Annotated in this window: 15 protein-coding genes and 1 riboswitch; of the genes, 9 read left to right on the forward strand and 6 right to left on the reverse strand. The window is 39.1% G+C overall.

From position 1 onward, the window contains the following. Positions 1-40 precede the first annotated feature (40 nt). Positions 41-835 (reverse strand): MerR family transcriptional regulator, encoded by a 795-nt coding sequence (locus IGL24_RS06075; RefSeq protein WP_429968413.1) that lies wholly within the window; start codon positions 833-835, stop codon positions 41-43. Positions 836-991: 156 nt separating this feature from the next. Between IGL24_RS06075 and IGL24_RS06080 the strand changes: the two genes are divergently transcribed. Continuing rightward, positions 992-3,583, forward strand: coding sequence for an HAD-IC family P-type ATPase (locus IGL24_RS06080; RefSeq protein ID WP_207699397.1), 2,592 nt, complete (start codon positions 992-994; stop codon positions 3,581-3,583). 292 nt (positions 3,584-3,875) lie between these two features. Here the strand turns inward: IGL24_RS06080 and IGL24_RS06085 are convergent, their stop codons facing one another. The 3 genes from IGL24_RS06085 to IGL24_RS06095 form a co-directional block, all read right to left on the reverse strand. Then, positions 3,876-5,171 (reverse strand): ISL3 family transposase, encoded by a 1,296-nt coding sequence (locus tag IGL24_RS06085; protein ID WP_207115953.1) that lies wholly within the window; start codon positions 5,169-5,171, stop codon positions 3,876-3,878. A 270-nt stretch (positions 5,172-5,441) separates the two neighbouring features. Then, the gene (locus IGL24_RS06090) at positions 5,442-5,825 is read right to left on the reverse strand and encodes a hypothetical protein (RefSeq protein WP_429968414.1); all 384 of its coding nucleotides are present in this window, start codon (positions 5,823-5,825) and stop codon (positions 5,442-5,444) included. Then, positions 5,826-6,554, reverse strand: coding sequence for a DNA/RNA non-specific endonuclease (locus IGL24_RS06095; protein WP_207699395.1), 729 nt, complete (start codon positions 6,552-6,554; stop codon positions 5,826-5,828). Between the two features lie 126 nt (positions 6,555-6,680). Between IGL24_RS06095 and IGL24_RS06100 the strand changes: the two genes are divergently transcribed. Together IGL24_RS06100 and IGL24_RS06105 are read left to right on the forward strand one after the other, a co-directional pair. Next, positions 6,681-7,205 (forward strand): NfeD family protein, encoded by a 525-nt coding sequence (locus IGL24_RS06100; RefSeq protein ID WP_206857979.1) that lies wholly within the window; start codon positions 6,681-6,683, stop codon positions 7,203-7,205. Positions 7,206-7,218: 13 nt separating this feature from the next. Continuing rightward, complete coding sequence (locus IGL24_RS06105) at positions 7,219-8,700, forward strand: flotillin family protein (RefSeq protein WP_206857978.1); 1,482 nt, start codon at positions 7,219-7,221, stop codon at positions 8,698-8,700. A gap of 107 nt (positions 8,701-8,807) precedes the next feature. On the opposite strand, the gene IGL24_RS06110 is transcribed toward IGL24_RS06105, so the two are convergent. Then, entirely contained in the window at positions 8,808-9,404 is a 597-nt protein-coding gene (locus IGL24_RS06110; RefSeq protein ID WP_206857976.1) for an FUSC family protein, read from the reverse strand. Positions 9,405-9,513: 109 nt separating this feature from the next. Here IGL24_RS06110 and IGL24_RS06115 point away from each other — a divergent pair, with 109 nt between their 5' ends. Beyond that, positions 9,514-10,479, forward strand: coding sequence for an aromatic acid exporter family protein (locus IGL24_RS06115; RefSeq protein ID WP_207699394.1), 966 nt, complete (start codon positions 9,514-9,516; stop codon positions 10,477-10,479). A 56-nt stretch (positions 10,480-10,535) separates the two neighbouring features. Here the strand turns inward: IGL24_RS06115 and IGL24_RS06120 are convergent, their stop codons facing one another. Further along, on the reverse strand, positions 10,536-11,495 hold the full coding sequence (locus tag IGL24_RS06120; protein WP_207699393.1) for a Gfo/Idh/MocA family protein: 960 nt from the start codon (positions 11,493-11,495) through the stop codon (positions 10,536-10,538). A gap of 193 nt (positions 11,496-11,688) precedes the next feature. Here IGL24_RS06120 and IGL24_RS06125 point away from each other — a divergent pair, with 193 nt between their 5' ends. From IGL24_RS06125 to IGL24_RS06145, 5 genes are all read left to right on the forward strand, one after another. After that, positions 11,689-12,225 (forward strand): hypothetical protein, encoded by a 537-nt coding sequence (locus tag IGL24_RS06125; protein ID WP_207699392.1) that lies wholly within the window; start codon positions 11,689-11,691, stop codon positions 12,223-12,225. A 13-nt stretch (positions 12,226-12,238) separates the two neighbouring features. Continuing rightward, a complete protein-coding gene (locus IGL24_RS06130) occupies positions 12,239-13,036 on the forward strand; it encodes a D-alanyl-D-alanine carboxypeptidase family protein (protein ID WP_207699391.1) in 798 nt (265 codons plus the stop codon). 9 nt (positions 13,037-13,045) lie between these two features. After that, positions 13,046-13,660 carry a glycoside hydrolase family 73 protein gene (locus IGL24_RS06135; RefSeq protein WP_206857966.1) on the forward strand — a complete coding sequence of 205 codons (615 nt, stop codon included), beginning with the start codon at positions 13,046-13,048 and terminating at the stop codon, positions 13,658-13,660. A gap of 23 nt (positions 13,661-13,683) precedes the next feature. Continuing rightward, positions 13,684-14,361, forward strand: a complete 678-nt coding sequence (locus IGL24_RS06140) for a hydrolase (protein ID WP_207699390.1) — start codon at positions 13,684-13,686, stop codon at positions 14,359-14,361. Between the two features lie 290 nt (positions 14,362-14,651). Beyond that, positions 14,652-14,749: riboswitch (purine riboswitch) on the forward strand. 86 nt (positions 14,750-14,835) lie between these two features. Then, positions 14,836-15,417, forward strand: coding sequence for a xanthine phosphoribosyltransferase (locus tag IGL24_RS06145; RefSeq protein ID WP_206857962.1), 582 nt, complete (start codon positions 14,836-14,838; stop codon positions 15,415-15,417). Positions 15,418-15,419: the final 2 nt, after the last annotated feature.

Below are 15,419 nucleotides of genomic sequence, written 5' to 3' on the forward strand. Positions count from 1 at the left end.
ATTCTCTTTTGGCTATTTTTGTGTTGTTTTTATAGGATCGTTACTGGATCAATACTTCTAAACGAGTAATAAATTCATCTTGGTCATTCGTTTCATGGAAATCAACGAGGTACAGTTCATAAAATGGACTTTTTAGTTCTAGTTTGTGTGTTTCCGCATATTTTCTCATTTCTTGAATACCGATGATTTGTTGCTCATAGCCTCCTTGGTATGTGTAAGTCAAGTATTTCCCTGAGGGCAAGGTGGATACTTCATTGATCAGCGAGGCAGTTTCTGGATAGAAATAGAATACTTGATAGGCAATAGGATCCGTATCTTCATGTAAAATACTTCCAAATAGATTTTGATTATTGGCACTAAGATGTTTTTCATGTTTTTTGTGCAGTTGCTTCAACGCATAATCGACATCATCGCTTGTCGTCATCTCATCGTCTTTGATCACTTGACGTAATTGATGCTCCATCACAATCGGTTGATGGAAGGGAGTGTCTTCTACTTCATAGATCAACTGTAAGCGATCATCCAGTAAGGCGATTTTTTCTTTAGATTCTTCAATCAAGCGATGCAAAGAATCAATTTCAAAACGTAAAAGTTCTTTTGTGCGTTCAATGTTTTTATTTTTAAGGTATTCGACGATATCTGGTAGAGAAACATCGAAATATCTCAAATCTCGAATCGTGTTTAGTTGTTCTAGTTCTTTATAAGAATAGTTACGATAGCCATTATCGTCATAATCTGGTTGGATCAAACCGATTTTTTCATAGTACCGTAAAGTATGTGGGGTAATATCATATAATTTTGCTAATTCATTGATTTTCAATCGATTCACTTCCATTTGATTTTATTTATAGCTTGTCTCTGTTTCTCATTTTACTATTAGTTGGTTAGAAAAAGCGAGTTATTTAAAAAAATGTCAAAAAAAGCATTGACCTTAGAGTTACTCTAACCTGTAAGCTTATTTTAGATTAGTAATTGTTGGAGGAGAAAAAGTATGGAGTGGTATAACAAGTCAACTGAGGAAACATTCGAACGGGTTCAAGTCACAGATTTTATTTCAGAAAGTGATCGTCTTGAACGACAACAAAAATTTGGAAAAAATAAAATGGAAGAGCAAGACCAAACGCCTGAATGGCAAAAATTCTTATCTTATTTCCACGATGCTTTGATGTACATCTTATTAGGTGCTGCAATCTTGAAAGTAGCAACCGGAGCATTGATGGAAGGCGGGATGATTTTTTTAGTTGTTTTTCTAAATGCAATGATCGGTTATTTCCAAGAACGGAAAGCAGCCTCATCTTTAGATAGTATCAAAGGATTATTGAGTGATAAAGCAGTGATTTTGGAAGACGGTAAAAAACGTGAAATCGATCCGACTGAGTTGGTCGTTGGCGATCAAGTAGTTTTGACTGCTGGAGATATCGTACCAGCGGATGTTCGGATCATTGAATCATTCAACCTACAAGTGGATGAAGCAATTTTAACAGGAGAAACACATTCTGTCAGCAAAACTAGCGAGAGTTTACCAGAAAACACAGAATTAGCGGAACAAATCAATATGGCTTTTTCTGGCACAAAAGTTGAATCTGGAAATGGGCTAGGCGTCGTTGTTGAAGTAGGTCCGAATACTCAAATCGGTAAGATCAGTCATTCGTTATCGACGGTTGAAGAGCAAGAAACACCATTATTGAAAAAAATCAAAGAAATGAATACAAGTATTTTTAAAGGAATCAGTGCGTTGATTTTATTGATTGCGATCGTTTCTTATTTTTACTACGGCATGACGTGGGGCTATATAGCGACGGCGATCATCGCTTTGATCGTTTCTTCGATTCCAGAAGGCTTGCCATCGATCTTAACCATTATTTTGTCGGTCGGTGTGAATCGAATGGCAAAACAAAATGCGATCGTAAAAACATTACCTACTGTAGAAACATTAGGAGCAATGACGGTTATTTGTTCAGATAAGACAGGAACATTGACAAAAAATGAAATGTCTTTGGTCCACATTGCGACATTGAATGATTGGTACACGCCTCAATCATTTACAAAAGCATCACGTACAAAAGTTGAGGAGTATTTGTTCCAAGCGATGCACAATTGTCAAGAAACACAATTAGCAGATGGCGATTGTCCTGAAACAGGAAATGCAACTGAACTTGCATTATTACGTTATACAAACACGCAGGACGCAAAGATTTATTCGCCGATCGCTAAGATCCCATTCGATTCAGCGTATAAGTATATGAGTACCGTCCATGAGATCAATGGCAAAAACATCCTGTTCGTCAAAGGGGCGCCTGATGTATTGATTGAAAAAGCTGGCCAACAAATGGATGCTAGAGGTACGATTCAAGCCATCGATAAAAAACGTTGGAATAAGAAAAATGAAGATTTGGCAAGTCAAGGGCAACGTGTTCTAGCTTTCGCTATGAAAGAAATCGGTGATGCAGACTTATCACATGATTCATTAGATGCAGAGTTAACAATGATCGGTCTGTGTGGTGTAATCGATCCACCGAAAGAATCAGCGATCGAAGCTGTAAAATCGATGCAGCAAGCAGGAATCCGTGTGAAAATGATCACTGGCGATCATCCATTGACAGCTAAAGCTATCGCAAAACAATTAGGATTGCAAAATCATCAAACTGCGATCACAGGAAAAGAGCTGAATCAACTTTCAGAGCAACAATGGCAACAAGCAGTAAGTGAAAATGATGTGTTTGCTCGAACGACACCAGAACATAAATTAGCGATCGTGTCTTATCTGCAAGAACAAGGTGAAATTGTAGGAATGACCGGAGATGGTGTAAATGATGCACCGGCATTGAAGAAAGCTGATGTAGGGATCGCTATGGGAATCAAAGGGAGCGATGTGAGTAAGCAAGCGGCGGATATGGTCTTAGTCGATGATAATTTTGAGACGATTGCTTACGCAGTAAAAGAAGGTCGTCGGATTTTCGATAACTTGAAGAAAACCATTCTCTTTTACTTGCCAACCTGTTTGGCACAAGGGTTATTGTTGCTGTTCTCATTGATTGGAAACTTCCCATTACCATTAACGACTGTTCAAATTCTTTGGTTAAACCTAGTGGCTTCAATCACTTTATCTTATGCGTTAGGATTTGAACGAGCGGAAAAAGAAGTAATGAGTCGCCGACCACGACCACTAGATGAGCGAATCCTTTCGCGATATGCGTTGATGCGTATCTTATATGTGGGCATGATCTTAACGATCTTAGGTTTGACTGCGATGGAATATGTCTCAAATGATGCCCGTCAAACGGTGTTGATCAATGCGATGGTCTTTGGTCAAGCCTTCTATATGATCAATTGCCGCCGAATCAGTGAGTTTAGCTTGGACAAAGGATTATGGAAAAATACAGCATTGTTTTATTCAATTGGGATCATGGTCTTGCTTCAAGCAGCGATGATCTGGTTCCCACCATTGCGAATGGCATTAGGAACTAACTTGTTATCAAATGCAGAAGTAGTCATCAGTCTTTTACCAGGATTACTTTTATTCTTCTTAGTAGAAATCGAAAAATATATTTTATCAGCTAGAAGTTACAGAGTTGATGCTTGATCGTTTACTTTCTCCATGAAACCAGATAGGTAAACTAGAGAGAATTTCTTCGAAAAAGTAGCTGTTAAATACTTCTACAACGAATGTAGAGCTAAAAAAATGCAAAGCGATCGAAATGATGGGTCATTTCGATCGCTTTTTTGTGTAAACATTCAAATCATCAATCCATAGATAAGCTTCATTTCTCGCTAATTTCTAAGGAAATATTGGCTCTTTGTCAATAAGGACTGATGAGTGCAATCAAGTGAAATCCGGAAGAAGAAGTGAACACTTCTTCTCCGGATTTTCTTCGTTATTTGACGTGAATGACTTGATTCGTCAAAAAGATTCGGATGCGCATGTTCTCAAATGATTTAAAGCCATAAGACACTCGTTTGAGTGTTTTGATGTGGGTGTTTTTTGCTTCAATTTTCCCATTAGAGTAAGGATAAATCAAAGAATGACGAATCCCTTCTTCATAGCTCAGAAGATTTTGTAGTTTTAGCCGAAATTCTTTATCTAATGTTTCTGGTAACTGATGCAAGAGAGTGAAAAATGACTCGTGGTCTTTGTCACGAAAGGCATCCGCTAGTTCATGGAACGCTTGATAGGCGACTTTCAAGGCAGTTGAAGCACTTAATAAACGGTCAAGCACCATGGCTTCTGTCAGGTAAGGATACTTTGGGGCACGAAAGCTACGCCAAGTTTTATATTCTGTGTGGTTGATATTCTTCCGATTTTTGGTGAGTAAGCGCCAATGGCTTTTTAATTTCCTTGGCATTGTCCGATTGCCCGAAGCAATCAGGCGTTTCATTTCACGGACACGAAAATCTTGGAACGCTTGATTCATGTGTTTGACCACATGAAAACGATCAATGACCAGTTTGGCATGAGGAAATACTTTTTTTGTTAGTTGAAAATACGCCGCATTCATATCAGTAACTAAATAGTCGACGTCAGATGGATTCACACATGTCTGGAAATAAGTGGTCAACCGAGACAATTTTCGAGTGGGTAAGATATCAACTAATTGCCCGGTTTCCCCATCGGCACAAATAAAACTCATCTTATCTTCTGAGGATACATGGGAACGAAATTCATCGACCATCAATACTTTGGGCAGGTGGCGCTTGGCTTGTTTTGGTAAATAGGTTTTTAACGACTTCAAAATACGCGTCACCGTTGGAATAGACACCTGGCAATGCTTTGCGATAAAAGATAAGGAGACCTTTTCGGTGAGTAAAGCAATGATTTTCATTTTTACATGCTCGGCAATCGAATGATTTGGCCGAACAAAATAGCTTTGGGCTGTCCAATGGGTATGGCAGTTTCTACAGTGATAACGTTGTTTCTTCAGCCGCATGATTAGCGGTAAATGGTTGAATTGATCGAAACGAATGCAGGTCATTTTCTTGCCATTTTTGACAATGACCGTTTTCCCCTTCGAATCTCTCACGGCAGAGCCACAAGTCAAACAAGCAGAAGTAGGAGGAGCTAACACTGCGTCAATAACTAAAGTATTGGTTTGATGGAACGTTTCGTAAGAAACATCTTGGATGGTTAAATATTTATCTGTTAATCGGAGCATTTTTTTGATAGAATTTTCCATAGAGCATATCGTCCTCTCAGTTGTTTATTTTGTGGTGATTTAATCATACTAGAGAACGATATGTTTTTTAATACCCAAAAAGAAAAAGTGGACTGACGAATCAGAATTGATTCATCAGTCCACTTTATTATAGAGCCGAAATATTAGCAAGCACATGGAACATCAAAAAATGTCATCCACGAAATTCGCAAGGAAGATTTCGTGGACGACATTTTGTTTTTCGAGAATAAAGGTTTTTTTCCGATTTTTTTATTTGTAGATTACTCTAATCTAATTAGCGGGAAAATCAAAAAAATCGACGATCGATTTTGAAGAGTTTGCGTATCTTATAAGTAGATCGGCTAAACTCCCATTGAATTGCTGGATTTCTTCTTTCTGGTGCGAGCGAGGAAGTAAATAGACCGTATCATCATTTGCCAAGACGTAATCGCCATCGATCGTACGAGCAACCAAGTGAAAGGATGAAAGGAGCTTCGCGAGATCCTCTTCATTAAGTGATGTATAATCGATCGTCCGTAGAATACTAGCTTTAAAATGTTTTGAAGAAGGAAAAAAGACAAGTTCTTCATAATCGGTCAGTTCTTTCTCTTCAAGCCATGTAAGTGTTTGTGTCAATGTACCGTTTTTGTTCAATTGTTCAAACAATCGTTTCACCTACTTTTTATTTGGGATCAACACAGTAAAGTCGATCGTTGGATTATTGCCTGTTCCTTTTGCCTCTAACTCGACACTTTCAGGGATCAGTTCATCGCCAGCGTAATGCGGAGTAACACGATAACGAACAGTTTCCCCATGGTTCAATGCTTTACGGATCTTTAGTTCATAAAAATTCATATAAGGATCGTTGACGGGAAATTGAAACAAAGTAACTAGATTTCTCTTATCGTCGCCACTGCCACCGAATTGTTTAGCGATCAGATGTCCCCGAGAATGATCATATCTCGGCCCAGAAATAAATCCAGGAGGGCGGATGTCACGATTTGCACTAGTTCCTGTGTTGATCATTGATTTTTCCAGTAAGGCATCCGCACCAGTTGGTCGTCCTAGCTGATCAAGCGCATGATACTCGATCCATCCATGGTTCGTTGAAAAATCATTTGCGGTGAATGATGCTTGCCCTAAGTCTTGCGGCCCAGGATTGTTTCCAGTTGGTGCTAAGTCTTCTTCTTGCGGTAGGCCATTGTTTCTTTGTTCAGATGAGTTCGGTGTTGCATTTTCTTTTTCTGTTACGTTCTCACCAGATTCTTTATTTAAAGAAGCAGATTCACTGTAATCAGTGGTGACTGTTGGCTCTTCGTTCACTAAGTCCATCCCGATAAATCCGATTGCACCCAAAACAACTAAAGAAATCAATGTTCCCCATAGTTTTTTTAAATTTTTCATTCTTTCACCTCGCTTATTAGTATAAGGCAAAATAAAAAGGACTAAAAGTAAAAACTTTATCCAAAGTAGAGTAATTATATAGGTGATTATGATATGATATTCTTGTACACAAAGGAGGCGAATGAGATGATAGGAGGAATCGCAATCATCACGATTTACTGGTACGTTCTACTCATATGTGCCGGGATTGCAGTGTTACTTGTTATTTTTGGGGATGTCTTTGATTTCGATGGACCTATCGATCCGATGCTGATCGTTCCTTGGTTGACTTTTACTAGCTTGTTAGGGTATTTGGGAGAATCCTTGACCGACCAGTCCTCGTTAGTGATTTTCGTTATCAGTGCCATTATTGCAACCGTTTTAGTCTTTTTGTTGAATTTTTATGTCTTGATGCCAATGAAGCATGCAGAGTCATCGCTATCGGCTTCTGAAAAATCATTGGAAGGTCAAATCGCTACGGTGGTGACGCCGATACCGATCCAAGGAATGGGTGAGATCCAACTGAAAAGTGTTACTGGTTCGATCAGCCGTCCCGCTTGTTTTTATGCGCCTCAGGAGACAATGATCAAACGAGGAGAAAAGGTACTGATCATTGAAGTAAAAGATCGTGTTTGTTACGTTACGCCGTACGAAAGTATGTTGAAAATGTGAAGGAGTGGAAAAAATGGAAATATCTGGAGTGTTTGTAGCAATTGTTTTAGCAGTATTGATCGTTTTGATGCTATTGATCGTCTTTGTAGCCAAGTACCAAACGGCAAAACCAGACGAAGCATTGATCATCAGTGGTAGTTATTTAGGAAGTAAAAATGTCCATGCGGATGAAAGCAACAACAAAATCAAGATCGTCCGTGGTGGCGGGGCATTCGTACTGCCAGTTTTTCAACGTTCGAATCGCATCAGTTTATTATCAAGTAAATTAGATGTATCTACCCCAGAAGTTTATACCGAACAAGGGGTTCCAGTAATGTGTGATGGTACTTCGATCATCAAGATCGGTTCTTCTGTAGAAGAAATTGCGACAGCTGCGGAACAATTTTTAGGGAAAACGCGTGAAGAACTTGAAAATGAGGCTCGTGAAGTCTTAGAAGGTCATCTACGTTCGATCTTAGGTTCGATGACAGTGGAAGAAATTTATCAAAATCGTGACAAATTCAGCCAAAGCGTACAAGAAGTGGCCTCTGTGGATCTAGCGAAAATGGGCTTGATCATTGTTTCCTTCACGATCAAAGAAGTACGTGATAAGAATGGTTACTTGGATTCATTAGGGAAACCACGGATTGCTCAGGTCAAACGTGATGCAGATATTGCAGAAGCGGAAGCACTAAAAGAGACACGAATCAAAAAAGCGGAAGCAGAAAAAGAATCACAAGCTGCCGAATTACAACGTCAAACGGAAATCGCTGAATCTTTGAAAGAAAAAGAATTGAAACTAGCTGCTTACAAGCAAGAGCAAGATGTGGCACGAGCAAAAGCTGACCAAGCGTATAATTTAGAAAGCGCAAGGGAGCAACAACAAGTAATCGAACAAGAAATGCAAGTAAAAGTCGTTGAACGTCAAAAACAAATCGAACTAGAAGAAAAAGAAATCATTCGTCGTGAAAAACAATATGATTCTGAAGTGAAGAAAAAAGCAGATGCTGATCGTTATGCGAAAGAACAAGAAGCGCAAGCGCAAAAAGTCAAAGAAGTGACAGAGGCAGAAGCGGAACAATTTAGAATCGAAGCATTAGCGCAAGCTCAGGCAAATCAGACTCGTTTAGCTGGGCAAGCTGAAGCGGAAGCAACATTAGCAAGAGGGAAAGCCGAAGCTGAAGCAAAACAAAAAATCGCAGATGCGTTCAAAGAATATGGCGAAGCGGCTGTGCTTAGCATGGTGATCGAAATGTTGCCTCAATTGATGCGTGAAGCGGCACAACCTCTTGGAAATATTGAAAAAATCTCTGTCGTTGATACAGGTAGTGCCTCAGGTGAAACAGGCGGTGCTAATCGGGTAACGAGCTATGCCACAAACTTGTTGTCTACGACACAAGAAACATTGAAAGAAACAACTGGATTGGACATCAAAGACATTATAGAAAATCTTTCTACTCGCGGAAATTCTCGACAATTGAATGTCTATGAAGGATCAAACGAACCGAAAGAATAGGCGTTGAATGAAAAAAACTCAGAGGAGTTGTACTGACCACAAAAGTTAGACCAAGATACTAACTTTTGAAGGTCACTACAATTTTTCTCTGAGTTTTTTATCGTTTGCTATTTTTGTTCGTTTTGTTTACGGATCTGCGCTTTTACTTCTTCAAGATTTTCAAGCAAGGCTTGCTCTTTTTTTCTTAATTCTTCTAAGTCTTCGACAATCTCTTCTTTTTTTTCTACTTCTGGTGGACGTAAGAAGAAATTGATCCCGATGGCGATAAATGTCCCGATAAAGGTGTCAAAAACCCGCTCAACAGCATAGAAGACTGATTCGCCTTGGGGGATGCTCAAAGAAATCAGCAATAATGTTGCGATAGCAGCAATGATTCCAGAATTATTATTGATCCCGTCAGATAAGACGATCACGATGATCACTAACAGTGGCAGAACGATCAGTTCAACTAAAAAATCATTGTGGAAGTAACTTTTGACAAAAAAATAGAAAATTCCTAATCCGCCACCAAGGAGATTCCCGATGATCCGTGAGCGACCAAAAGAAAAGGTAGTCGTCAAATCTTGGCGTAAGGAAAAAACAGCAGATAGGGCAGCAATCATTGGAATGCCACGATTAAAGAGATGGAAGATCAAAATACATAAGAAAACAGCTAAAGCGCTCTTCATTGTACGCATACCAAGTCGAAAGCGTCCAAATTGCATAGTATACTCTCCTTTATGTTCTTTACAATATCATAACTAAACTTCCCTTGGATTGCTAGTTTTTCATGGATGAATTTAGTATAATTCAAGAAAAAGAAAGGAGCCGATCATGCGAATTGGAATGAGAACGGTAAAAACGGTCATTAGCGTTTTTGCTTCGATGGTAGTTGCCAACTATTTTTCCTTGCTCTTCTGGCCGTCTGCCGGGATTATTGCTTTGTTGAGTGTGGGGAATACTCGTCGCTCGACATTGATGACTGGCATTTATCGAATCGCTGCATTTATCATTGCCACATTTATTGCCTTTTTGTGTTTTACTTTTTTAGGCTATCGAATCATCAGTTTCAGTGTCTTTCTTTTATTTTTTATTCCGATCGCTGTGCGGTTCAAATTGACAGAAGGAATCGTTGTGAATTCAGTCTTGATCACGCATTATCTAAGTGAACAAAGTATGAGTTGGCAATTGATCGCAAATGAAGCAGCTCTGATGATCATTGGGGTAGGTTTCGCTTTGTTATCAAACGTTTACATGCCAGATAGTAAAAAACGATTAAAAGAAAATCAAGTGATCATTGAAGAGCGTTTTCGACAACTCTTGAGGAATATGGCAGATTTTCTGATTTCTGATGGTGTCTATGAGAATCAAGGATTATGTAAAGAATTGCAAGTTTTTATTCGAGAAAGTCAAGCATACGCGCGGGATCATCAAGAGAATAACTTACTCAGACAAAATCAATACTATGAAACTTATTTTTCCATGCGTCGAGCACAGATCAATGTGATCCAAGACATGCAAGAGAATTTAGAGTATATCCATGAGCCGGTACCGTATAGCGACCATATCTATGGATTATTGATTTATACAGCCGAAACATTTTCTGAGTCGAATGATGGGAAAGAAATATTAGCACGCATCGAAGAGGTGTATGGATTGTATCGTCAAATGCCATTACCTACTACTCGGAGTGAATTTGAAGCTCGTGCGGAGTTATTCCAGTTTTTACAATCATTTAAAAGTTTTATTGAAATAAAAGTAGAATTTTCTCAGCAGATGATCGTAGATGCTGAAAAGTGAAGAAATAAGACGAAGCGATACTAATGACTATCTGCTTCGTCTTATTTTATATTTATTTATCCGTTTTTCTTCCACTGTTCTTGCATCTCGTCTAACAGTGCAATGACTTCGGTGGTTAAATACAGCGAGCGATTAGGGAGTTCGCCTTCGATCATTTTTACCATATTCTCAATTTCATAATTCATTGCTTGTGCACGATTGCCACTTTCAATCAATTCTTTTGTGCCATCTGTATAGATGATTTCGGCTTGATCTGCGCGAGGATAATCATTGATCGAAAGATAGCCATTTTCAAAAGCGACAATACCAACTTTTGGCATTTTTGCCTGGAAAGTCAGGCTGATCGTCGCTAATTCATTTTCTTTATTTTGTAAAATGGTCACGGATTGTTCATCGACGCCTGTTTTGAATGGAATCATTCGAGAAGCGATGACTTCAGGTTGTGAACTTAAAAAGAAACGTGCAAATGAAACAGCGTAAGTCCCAATATCCAGCAAAGCACCGCCTGCTAAATCAGGATTGAAAAAACGGTTGGTTGGATCAGGTTCTTTGTAACTGCCAAAAGGCGCTTGGATCATTTTCAGTGCCCCTAATTTGCCTGAGTCGATCATTGAACGAAGTTGCTGATATAAAGGCATATTGAAAATCGTCATTGCTTCTGCCAAAATCAGATTTTTTTGTTCTGCTAACTGGATGGCCTTTTGAAGTTCTGCTTTATTCATAGTGATCGCTTTTTCGCATAAAACATGTTTTCCTGCTTCTAAGGCAGGAAGGATGTAATCGATATGTTGACGATTAGGAACGGCGATATAGACGATATCCACTTCAGGATCTTGTAACATATCTTGGTAATCGCCATAAGCTTTTTTAATGGCATGACGGGTAGCAAACGTTTGTGCTTTTTCGAGTGTACGTGATGCGACAGCAACCAATTCACTTGATTGTTGATTGAAGCTTTCTGCAAATTCTTGGGCAATCGATCCTAGACCAACGATGCCCCAGTGAAATTTTTTCATTTTTCATCTCTCCTCATGCTATAGTTATTGTAAGGGTATTTAGTTGAATAACCTTGGGTTCACTATTATTATAACAAAAAAAGGGGATTCGTTCGTTTTGCCGATTCGCTTTCTAAAAAAAGAGGAAAAAAATGTACAAGTGGATGATTTTTCAATTTAATTTAAGTAAAATAATTACGAGGAGGGAATTACCATGCATCAAGTATACGTTGATCTTATTATGAGTGTTTTACTCGAACAATTTGAAACAGAACAAAATTTCTTAGATACTTATCTATTGGTGGACGAAGGAACTTGGCAAGGCTGGAAGCGTGGCGAACAAAATCTGCCATCAGAAGCAATGCAAAAAGTTAAAAACCTCTTTACAGATTATGAGTGGATGCTGACACAGAAAATTTTACGTCAAACCATCATTTTCCCTGAAAAAAGAAATGTTGCAGTTGCAGAATATAAGCAAGTCAAAACTCGTATTGCTCAGAAATGGGTTGGCAGCGGCAGTGCGGATGTCGAATTGGTTCCTTTAAAAAAAGATCAAATTTCCAATGGATATCTTGACTTGAAAGTCAGTATTCAATATGATGAGTGGGGTTATGATGATATTTTGAATTTCCGATTACCAGCAGAAGTTCAAAAGCAAATCGAAGGAGAGAAAATCGAGTTATTAGATTGGGTAAATGAAAATCTGGAAGAAACTTATATCAGTGAGAAAGTGGAGCCAGAAGGGGAATGAAAGGATTTTTTAAGTGAATAAAATTTTAGGTTTTGCTGCAGTTGTGATCATGATCGTTGCGATGGGCTATGTAGTCATCAGTGAAAAAGATTCTGATACGAAGGTCCGAGCGGATAATTCAAAGACTGAGCAAACAACTACGAGTACAACAAAAGAAAGTTCAGAAAACCAGACAAAAAAAGAAACAGCTAGTGAGTTGCCAGATGTCAAAGTGGACGATTGGTCACTTGTTTTGGTGGGACCTGATCATAAGCTTGAGACAGAAATTGATGAAGCGAATCAATTGGTTGCGTTAGACAATGGCTATTTGGTCGATAAGCGCATCAAAACGGACTATGAAGCACTGGCTAAAGCAGCAGAGACAGCGGGCTTTCCGCTGGTAATGGTATCTGCATACCGGTCTGTGGCTACGCAACAACAAGTTTTTTCTCAAAATGTACAACAAGTGATGAGCAGTCAAGGTGTCACTGAAGAAGAAGCGACCAATATCACGAAAAAAACGATGACAGAACCTGGTTATAGTGAACATCATACTGGTTTAGCTGTGGATGTGGTCGATGAAACATGGTATAACAACTATCCAAGCACAGTTCTGGATGAAAAGTATGGTGAGGAACCAGGCGCTAAGTGGCTTGCGGAAAATGCCCCTAAATATGGGTTTATCATCCGTTATCCAAAAGGTCGTCAGGATATTACCAAGATCACTTATGAACCTTGGCATTTACGATATGTGGGCAAAGAAAGTGCGGAATATATCGCAGCAAATGATTTAACGATGGAGGAGTACCTAGACCAACTAAAAGAAAAGTAGGAATAAGAAATGGCAAAAAAGAAATGGAAAAAACAAAGGCGCAAAAATAATCGCTGGTTTGCTGTAATTGTAGGAAGTATGTTGATGATGATGGCTTTTGTTTTTTCTATGAGAAGTTTGTCATCCCCATATTCCACAGAAGCACAGCAACAAGAAGAGTTGACCCATCAAGAATTCATCAATGCATTAGTTCCTCACGCAAAAGAGCTGCAGCAAGGATATGGCGTTTTGCCGAGCATCATCATCGGTCAAGCTATACTTGAATCTGATTGGGGCAATAGTACCCTTGCGAGTAAATATAAGAACCTATTTGGCATCAAGGCATTTGGGAACGAAGAAAAAGTCAATCTGGAAACAAAAGAATATATCAATGAAGAATGGATCACCATCCAAGGAGACTTCCGAGTCTATTCTTCGTGGGAAGAGTCGATGGATGATCACACTGCATTATTTATCAATGGTGTTGATTGGAACCCTGCTCTGTATGCGAATGTGATCGCTGCGACGAATTACATCGAGGCAGCCCACGCGTTACAAACAGCAGGATATGCGACAGATCCGACATATGCTGATAAAATCATACATGTGATTGAAACTTATCAGTTAAATCAATACGATCAATAATCAGACAGAACGGAAGTGGACGGATGGCAGATTTATTTGTTCCGGAAATAATGACAGAATTACATAAAGATATCGTGAGAGTTCCAGAGGTCATTATGGAAGCAAGTGGGATTAAAATTTTTGGAAAGTTGATACGTTCGATTATCTTTACAACAGATATTGCGATCATCAGAAACACAAATGCAAATGCAGTGATCGCAGTTTATCCGTTTACGCCGCACCCGGCGATTACGAAAAGCATTATCGAAGCAGCGGATATTCCAGTTTTTTCTGGAGTTGGTGGTGGATTGACGCAAGGGATGCGTTCTGCATACATGAGTCTTTTCGCTGAAGCGCAAGGTTCACTAGGTGTGGTATTGAATGGACCGACACCTGTAGAAACAGTTCATGATGTCTGTCAGGTTGTCGATATCCCAGTAATCAGTACGGTGACATCCAAATACTCGGAAATCGAAGAGAAATTAGCGGCAGGTATCACGATCATCAATATCAGTGCAGGAAAAGACACAGCAGAGACTGTACGTTTTTTCCGAGAGAAATATCCAGAGTTACCGATCATTGCGACTGGTGGACCAACAGATGAGAGCATCAAAGAAACGATTGAAGCTGGTGCTAATGCGATCACCTATACGCCACCAAGCAGTGGGGAATTGTTCAGTCGTAAAATGGACAAATACCGAAAAATCGAGAAGACGAACTGAATCTTAAACAAAAACTAGTTGTTGTGACAACTGTCTAGCTCCAAGCAATAAAAAATAATGGGTTTTACTTTTGTTCCAGTCTCGTACAATCTTGACTTTAGCAACCTTTCTCTTTTTGGACGGGTTGCTTTTTTTATCTAAAAGATTCGTCTACTTTCTGTGTTGGAACAATGCGTGTGGTCATCACCTAAACCTAAGATAAATCCTTTATGAGAAATACGAGAAAGATGGTTGTAAGTTTCAGAAACAAGTGTTAGACTGTTTTCATCGTTTAAAAACAATGCGTTTATCAATCGAATAATCGAACAACTTATATATCGTCATGATAAGGATGACAGTTTCTAGCCAGCACCGTAAATGTTGGACTATAAGTGAAAAAGTAGTGAGACATCTTTTTTGCTTATATATTCGAGCAGAAGAGATGTTTTTTCTATTGTGAGTAAAATGAATTTAGCAAGAAAAGGAGTAAATAAAGTGAAAGAATTAGTAGGACGTATCAATAAAGATGGGCAAGTCTTGGGTGAAGGCGTGTTAAAAGTAGACAGTTTTGTTACTCATCAGGTTGATCCAGTTTTGATGGAACAAATGGGCCAACGTTTTGCAGAAGTTTTTAAAGAGCAAGGAATCACTAAAGTCGTAACGATTGAAGCTTCTGGCATCGCACCAGCTTTATTTGCAGCTAAAGAGTTGGGCGTACCAATGATTTTTGCTAGAAAAGCCAAAAGTTTAACAATGGACGAAGAATTACTAACTGCTTCTGTCTATTCATTTACGAAACAAGTAACGAGCACGATCTCGATTTCTCGGAAATTTTTATCTTCTGACGATAAAGTATTGATCATCGATGACTTTTTAGCCAACGGTCAAGCGGCAAAAGGCTTGATCGAATTATGCCAGCAAGCAGGAGCGAGCGTTGAAGGAATTGGGATCGTCATTGAAAAATCATTCCAAGACGGTCGCCAACTTCTTGAAGAAATGGGCTTGAAAGTCGTATCGCTTGCACGCGTTGCCTCACTTTCAAATGGTCAAGTAGAATTTCTTGAGGAGGATGCATAAGC

It is taken from the genome of Enterococcus sp. DIV2371, assembly GCF_050498525.1.
Taxonomy (GTDB): Bacteria; Bacillota; Bacilli; order Lactobacillales; family Enterococcaceae; genus Enterococcus_B; species Enterococcus_B mangumiae.

What these genes read in the sequence shown, in the direction of transcription:
- IGL24_RS06110 (WP_206857976.1), bottom strand. Translation starts at nt 9,404, where the DNA reads ATGCAATTTGGACGCTTTCGACTTGGTATGCGTACAATGAAGAGCGCT.
- IGL24_RS06085 (WP_207115953.1), bottom strand. Translation starts at nt 5,171, where the DNA reads ATGGAAAATTCTATCAAAAAAATGCTCCGATTAACAGATAAATATTTA.
- IGL24_RS06080 (WP_207699397.1), top strand. Translation starts at nt 992, where the DNA reads ATGGAGTGGTATAACAAGTCAACTGAGGAAACATTCGAACGGGTTCAA.
- IGL24_RS06135 (WP_206857966.1), top strand. Translation starts at nt 13,046, where the DNA reads ATGGCAAAAAAGAAATGGAAAAAACAAAGGCGCAAAAATAATCGCTGG.
- IGL24_RS06115 (WP_207699394.1), top strand. Translation starts at nt 9,514, where the DNA reads ATGCGAATTGGAATGAGAACGGTAAAAACGGTCATTAGCGTTTTTGCT.
- IGL24_RS06075 (WP_429968413.1), bottom strand. Translation starts at nt 835, where the DNA reads ATGGAAGTGAATCGATTGAAAATCAATGAATTAGCAAAATTATATGAT.
- IGL24_RS06140 (WP_207699390.1), top strand. Translation starts at nt 13,684, where the DNA reads ATGGCAGATTTATTTGTTCCGGAAATAATGACAGAATTACATAAAGAT.
- IGL24_RS06125 (WP_207699392.1), top strand. Translation starts at nt 11,689, where the DNA reads ATGCATCAAGTATACGTTGATCTTATTATGAGTGTTTTACTCGAACAA.
- IGL24_RS06095 (WP_207699395.1), bottom strand. Translation starts at nt 6,554, where the DNA reads ATGAAAAATTTAAAAAAACTATGGGGAACATTGATTTCTTTAGTTGTT.
- IGL24_RS06100 (WP_206857979.1), top strand. Translation starts at nt 6,681, where the DNA reads ATGATAGGAGGAATCGCAATCATCACGATTTACTGGTACGTTCTACTC.
- IGL24_RS06105 (WP_206857978.1), top strand. Translation starts at nt 7,219, where the DNA reads ATGGAAATATCTGGAGTGTTTGTAGCAATTGTTTTAGCAGTATTGATC.
- IGL24_RS06120 (WP_207699393.1), bottom strand. Translation starts at nt 11,495, where the DNA reads ATGAAAAAATTTCACTGGGGCATCGTTGGTCTAGGATCGATTGCCCAA.